The 5,770-nt window shown below is 72.9% G+C and carries 5 protein-coding genes and 1 pseudogene; 1 reads left to right on the top strand and 5 read right to left on the bottom strand.

Annotated features, from left to right (window positions below; genetic code table 11):
* The 5 genes and pseudogenes from B9G38_RS13610 to larE all read right to left on the bottom strand — a co-directional run.
* Positions 1-350 (bottom strand): annotated as a pseudogene (locus tag B9G38_RS13610) (Brp-like protein); the annotation flags it as partial.
* The gene (locus B9G38_RS13605; RefSeq protein WP_086220718.1) at positions 343-1,173 is read right to left on the bottom strand and encodes a lycopene cyclase domain-containing protein; all 831 of its coding nucleotides are present in this window, start codon (positions 1,171-1,173) and stop codon (positions 343-345) included. The gene B9G38_RS13605 and the pseudogene B9G38_RS13610, both read right to left, overlap by 8 nt.
* A 185-nt stretch (positions 1,174-1,358) precedes the next feature.
* The gene (gene serB / locus B9G38_RS13600; protein ID WP_086220717.1) at positions 1,359-2,009 is read right to left on the bottom strand and encodes a phosphoserine phosphatase SerB; all 651 of its coding nucleotides are present in this window, start codon (positions 2,007-2,009) and stop codon (positions 1,359-1,361) included.
* A gap of 58 nt (positions 2,010-2,067) precedes the next feature.
* Positions 2,068-2,271: a hypothetical protein gene (locus B9G38_RS13595; RefSeq protein WP_086220716.1), complete on the bottom strand. Its 204-nt coding sequence runs from the start codon at positions 2,269-2,271 to the stop codon at positions 2,068-2,070.
* A 95-nt stretch (positions 2,272-2,366) separates the two neighbouring features.
* Positions 2,367-3,326: an ATP-dependent sacrificial sulfur transferase LarE gene (gene larE, locus B9G38_RS13590; RefSeq protein WP_086220715.1), complete on the bottom strand. Its 960-nt coding sequence runs from the start codon at positions 3,324-3,326 to the stop codon at positions 2,367-2,369.
* Positions 3,327-3,481: 155 nt separating this feature from the next.
* On the opposite strand from larE, the gene B9G38_RS13585 reads away from it, so the two are divergent.
* Complete coding sequence (locus B9G38_RS13585) at positions 3,482-5,581, top strand: helix-hairpin-helix domain-containing protein (protein WP_086220714.1); 2,100 nt, start codon at positions 3,482-3,484, stop codon at positions 5,579-5,581.
* The last annotated feature ends 189 nt before the right edge of the window (positions 5,582-5,770 follow it).

Genomic DNA, 5,770 nt, shown 5'->3' with positions numbered 1-5,770 from the left:
ACCGCGTACACGACCGCGACGACCGCGATCGACCGCCGGAGCGACACGTTCGGCGCGGCCCGGAGGGGGACGAGGTGGTCGACCGCGCCGTGCGCCATGCCGACGACGAGCGTGCCGAGCGCGAACGTCGCGACGCCGAGCTCGACCGGAAACAGGGGGGTGACGGCGCCGATCGGCAGGAGCGCGGCCAGCGCCAGCGCGGGGAGACGCGCGAACCAGCGGTCGACCCGGTCCGCCGCGGCCGGGGATTCGGGTCCCCCGTCCGCGGGGGCCGCTCCGGCGTCGCGCTCGCGAGCCTCCGCGGAACCGGAGTCGGTCGCCCTCGTCGACGCCGACGAGGCCTCAGTCATCGACCACGTCGGGGTCCGGATCGGTCGGCGGCTCGGGCGCCGAGACGTCGCGCTCCGCTTCGGCCGACGGCGACGGCTCGGCGACCGCGCCCCCGCGGTCGTTCCAGTCGAGCACCCACTCGAAGAGGACGAGCCCGTTGACGGTCATCACGCCGGCCGCGGCGAAGAACAGCATCTCCTCGATCGGGAGCCCCAACACGGCGACCCCGGTCGTGTACTCCGCCGAGAGCCGCCACGTCCCCATGGCGATCGCGATCCGGTCGGCGACCCAGAAGTACGCCGCCGGGAGCAGCGTCGCCGCGAGCCAGGTTCGCGGCGTCCGGACGAGGTACCCCCCGCCGACCGCCCACTGGAGCGCGACGACCGGGCCGACCCACGCGATCAGGCCGCCGAGGTAGAGGAACGAGGAGCCGAGGGTCGTGAGCCAGAGCCCTCCGGCGACCATCGCGACGCCGGCGACGACGCCGGCGATCCGCGGCCTCCGGTCGAAGTCGCCCTCGCGGAACGTCGGGTCGAAGCCGAGCAGGTGGAGCGCGAACGCGGTGACGACGGTCTGGATGGTGAAAAAGAGGTACTCGCCGAGCGGGATCGACAGCGCCCGGACGAGCACCGCGCCGTCGGCGTACGACCACGCCCCCTGCCGGATCATGTAGCTGATCCACGGCGTCGTGTAGAAGTAGGCGATGGCGACGAGGATCGCGATGCCGGCCGTCGCGCGCCGGCGTCGAACGGCGTCGTACCGGGGCGCGAGGTACCATAACAACCCCAACACGGGAAGGCTGAAGACGAGGTGGAACTGGAGATACGTCAGCGTCGGTAGCATCGGATCACCCCGGCGAGGACGCTCATACCCATATGTTCGGTCCGCCGTTGATTAACCCTTGAGCCAAACATGGTCAGGTATCGGGCGTCGTCGCGAGCGCTTCGGACTCGCCTCGGCCGCCTCGCGGTCTCTCTCACGCCCCGGCCGTCTCGCGGTCTCTCTCACGCCCCGGCCGCCTCGCGGTCTCACTCCGCGTCCGCGAGCACGCCGTGCGCCTCCAGCACCTTCCCGAGGCGGTACATGGAGGCGACGACCGAGTCGCACACCGGCCGCACCGCGGACTTGGGGACGAAGCCGACCGCGAGCCCGGCAACCTCCAGCATCGGGAGGTCGTTCGCGCCGTCGCCGACCGCCACCGTCTCCGTCATCGGCCCGCCGACCTCGGCCGCGAGGTCGCCGAGCGCGTCGTCCTTCGTCCCCTCGATCAGCGGCCCCTCGGCCTCGCCGGTGAGCGCGCCGTCCGGTCCGGTCGGCAGCCGGTTCGCGACGATCGTGTCGACGGCGACCCCCTCGCGGGCGAGCGCCGCCTCGACGCCGCGCTCGAAGCCGCCGGTGAGCACCGCGACGTGGTGGCCCGCCTCCCGCAGGCGCTCGATGAGACGCGCCGCGCCGGGGCGGATCCGGACCGCGTCGAACGCGTCCTCCACGTCGACCGCCGAGAGGCCCTCCAACAGCTCCGCGCGCCGGTAGAGGCTCTCGGCGTAGCCGATATCGTCGTTCATCGCCCGCTCGGTGATCTCGGCGACCTCGTCGGTGACGCCCGCCCGCTCCGCGAGCAGGACCGTCATCTCGGAGTCGGAGAGCGTCCCGTCGAAGTCGAACGCGATGAGGCTCATGGCACTCGCTCGTCGCGGCGGGACCTTGAAGCGCGCGGTCGAACGCGAGCCTCCGGAGTCACTCCCCGTCCGCGTCGGCGAGGAACTCCACGTCGCCGGCGATGACCGCGCTCGCGATGACGCCGACGCCGACGAGCGTCGCGACCCCGAGGGTGGTCAGCGTCACCGAGAGCGCCGACCCGCCGATCGCGACGCCGACGAACGCCCCGACGGCCCCGCCGACGCCGCCGGCGATCACCGCCAGCGTCTGCGCTTCGCGCATAGGTGTCGCTTCAGTAACACGGTTTATAAGCGTTCGTGCCGGGTTCTCTCGGGTGATAACGACGAGCGCGGTCCGAACCGCCCGGCTCCCCGGCCTCAGCGCGGATATCCCCGGCCGAGGTCGACGCCGTCGGAACCGTCCGCCTCGTCGTCGCCGTCCGCCTCGTCGTCGCCGTCCGTCTCCACGGAACCGTCCGCGTCCCGCTCCTCGCCGCCCGGGCTCACGCTCCCCGTCCGGTAGCCGGCCATGTCGAGGGTGACGTACTCGAAGCCGAGGTCGGTGAGGTGCTCGTGGACGGCGTCGGCGAAGGCGGGGTCGAGGGCGCGCTCCAACTCGTCCGGCGCGATCTCGACGCGCGCGAGCCCGTCGTGGTCGCGGACGCGGAACCCCTCGAAGCCCCACTCCCGGAGCACCCGCTCGGCCTTCTCGACGCGGGTCAGCCGCTCCTCGGTCACCTCCAGCCCGGTCGGGATCCGCGAGGAGAGACACGCCATGGAGGGTTTGTCGGCCACGGAGAGGTCGTAGGCGTCGGCGATCGCGCGGACCTCCTCCTTCGAGATCCCGGCGTCGAGCAGCGGCGAGAACACGTCGAGCTCCTCGACCGCGCGGAGCCCCGGCCGGTGTCCCTCGCCGGGGTCGTCGGCGTTCGTCCCGTCGCAGACGGTGCCGATCCCCAGCTCCTTGGCCGTCTCGTACATCCGGCCGAGCCGCATCGTTCGGCAGTGGTAACACCGGTCGCCGTCGTTGGCGACGAAGTTCGGGTCGTCGAGCTCGGAGAACGTCACCGTCTCGTGGCGGACCCCGATCTCGTCGGCGACTCGCTTCGCGTCGTCGAGCTCCGCCGCGGGGAGCGTCTCGCTGCGGGCGGTACACGCCACGGCGTCGTCGCCGAGCGCCTCCGTTGCCAGCGCGGCCACCACCGCGGAGTCGACGCCGCCCGAGAACGCGACGAGCACCCCGTCGCGCTCGCCGAGCGCCTCGCGGGCGGTCGCCGCCTTCGCCGCCGCCTCGGGGTCGAACGACCCGTCGCCGACGGCACGCGCGTCCTGACTCATGGCAGGCGTTGGCGACGAGCGCGAAAAAGGGCGTCGCACCCGGCGCGCTGGTCCTCGCTCTGAGACGCGCGCCGCCCCCCGACCCGCCGGACGCCGCGGGGATCCGCGGGAGCGACCCGCACGCTTTACACCGTTGCCGTGATACCGGCGGGTAGATGGAGCTGGAGGCGATCCCCGGCGTCGGCGCCAAGACGGCCGCTTCGCTGCGCGAACTCGACGACCCGGTCGCGACCGTCGAGTCCGGCGACGTGGCCGCCATCGCCCGCGCGCCGGGCGTCAACGAGGCCCGCGCGGCCCGCATCGCTCGCGGAGCGATCCGGCGCCGCCACGGCGACGACGGTCGCGTGCTGGCCACCGACCGCGCCCGCGAGCTGTACCGGGAGGCGATCGACCTGCTGCGCGAGCGCACCGTCACCGACTACGCGGCGAAGCGGCTGGAGACGTTCTACCCGAGCGCGTCCGCCTCGCGGATCGCGGAGGCGCAGTCGTTCGCCGCCGCGGCGACCGCGCGCGACCCCGACCCGGCGGTCCGCGAGGCGCTCGCCGACTGCGCGCCGCTCTCCGACCCGCCCACCGTCCGCGTCCGCGACCGCTGCCTCGCGACGGCCGACGCCGAGACGCTCGCCCGCGCCGAGGCGGAGGTGCCCGAGCTCTCCGTCGAGACGGTCGAGGACGCGCGCGACGTCTCCGAGCTCGGCCGGTCGTACGCGTCCGTGATCGTCTTAGACGAGTCGTTCGCCGGGCTCGACGTGGAGGGCGACGTGAGCGTGCGGCCGGACGCCCTCGAAACGCCCGCGGAGACCGTCCCCGAGCGCCTGCTCGCCTTCTTCGCCGAGAACCGCGAGCGGCTGGAGGCGGCCGCGGCGGTCCACGAGGCGGCCGCGGCGGCCGGCGACCCGGTCTCCGGCGGTGATCCCGTCTCCGGCGGTGATCCCGTCTCCGGCGACGAACCGGACGGCGGCGACTCGGGGAGCGGCGGGGACCCCCCGGTCGACCTCGACCGCCTGCGCGACGCGCTCTCCCGGCTCGACGACGACGGGACCATCGCCGGCGACGCGGAGCTGGACCGGCTCACCGCCGCCGTCGACGACCTCGACGCCGCGGTGTCGACGGCCGCCTCCGTCGCTGACGACCGGCTGCGCGAGGCGATCCGCGAGCGCGACGTCACCATCGAGGGGACCGACTTCCTCTCCCTCGTCGAGCAGGGCGCCCGCGTGGACTCCCTGCTGGACCGCGAGCTCGCCGACGAGTACGACGCGGCCGTCGACGCCGCCCGCGAACACCTCGCCGACGCGCTCCGACTGGAACCCGAGGAGGCGGAGCTCGCGGAGCGCGTCTTCGGCGGCGACCCATCCTTCCCGGTCGACCACGACGAGAGCGCCGTCTCGCGGCTCCGGACCGAGCTCTCCGCGGCCCGGGACCGCCGGGCGGCGAAGCTGAAGGCCGACCTCGCGAGCGACCTCGGGGACCTCCGCCAGCCGGTCGAGGAGCTGGTCCGCGACGCCCTGGAGCTCGACGTCGAGCTCGCCGTCGCGCGGTTCGCGCGCGACTTCGACTGTACGCTGCCCGAGGTGGTCGAGCCGGCGGGCGACGACGACGGCGGCGAGGCCCCGCCCGCCGGCTTCCGCATCGAGGGCGGTCGCTCCCCGCTCCTCGACGTCGACTTCCCCGATGTCGAGCCCGTCGACTACGGCGTGTCGGGCGCGACGCTGCTCTCCGGGGTGAACTCCGGCGGGAAGACCTCGACGCTCGATCTGGTCGCGCTGGTCGTCGTGCTCGCGCAGATGGGGATGCCCGTGCCGGCCGAGTCGGCGACCGTCGAGCGGTTCGAGGAGATCCACTACTACGCGAAGTCGCAGGGCACCCTCGACGCCGGCGCGTTCGAGGCGACGCTGCGGGACTTCGGCGACCTCGTCGACGGCGCCGACGGTCGGCTAGTCTTGGTGGACGAACTCGAATCCATCACCGAGCCGGGCGCCTCCGCGAAGATCATCGCGGGCATCTTGGAGGCGCTCGACGACCAGGACGCGACCGCCGTCTTCGTCTCGCACCTCGCCCGCGAGATCCGCGCCGCCGCCGACTTCGAAGTCGCGGTCGACGGCATCGAGGCCGCGGGGCTCGTCGACGGCGAACTCCGCGTGAACCGCTCGCCGAAGAAGGGGCACCTCGCGCGGTCGACGCCGGAGCTCATCGTCGAGAAGCTCGCGGACGACCGCGGCGGCGAGTTCTACGGCGACCTGTTGGAGAAGTTCTGAGCCGGGAGCGGGTCTCCCCCCCGCCCCGAGAACTCATACGGTCGTGCGTTAATTTCTACCGTCCTCAAGGGCAGAGATAGTTCCAGATGATCGGTTCCGTGATCGTCGGCAGTCCTCGTTGAATCTGCCGTTTCAGCGTCGAAAGATCTGGTATGAGGCGGTGCTTGAACCATTCATTGAGACGATCCC

The organism is Halorubrum sp. SD612 (assembly GCF_002135005.1).
The sequence above is the reverse complement of the archived record's forward strand: the minus strand, read 5'-3'. Positions and strand labels throughout refer to the sequence as shown.

Bases quoted from the DNA above. Each gene is read 5' to 3' on its own strand.
- B9G38_RS13585 (WP_086220714.1), top strand. From the start codon at position 3,482: ATGGAGCTGGAGGCGATCCCCGGCGTCGGCGCCAAGACGGCCGCTTCG.
- larE (WP_086220715.1), bottom strand. From the start codon at position 3,326: ATGAGTCAGGACGCGCGTGCCGTCGGCGACGGGTCGTTCGACCCCGAG.
- B9G38_RS13605 (WP_086220718.1), bottom strand. From the start codon at position 1,173: ATGCTACCGACGCTGACGTATCTCCAGTTCCACCTCGTCTTCAGCCTT.
- B9G38_RS13595 (WP_086220716.1), bottom strand. From the start codon at position 2,271: ATGCGCGAAGCGCAGACGCTGGCGGTGATCGCCGGCGGCGTCGGCGGG.
- serB (WP_086220717.1), bottom strand. From the start codon at position 2,009: ATGAGCCTCATCGCGTTCGACTTCGACGGGACGCTCTCCGACTCCGAG.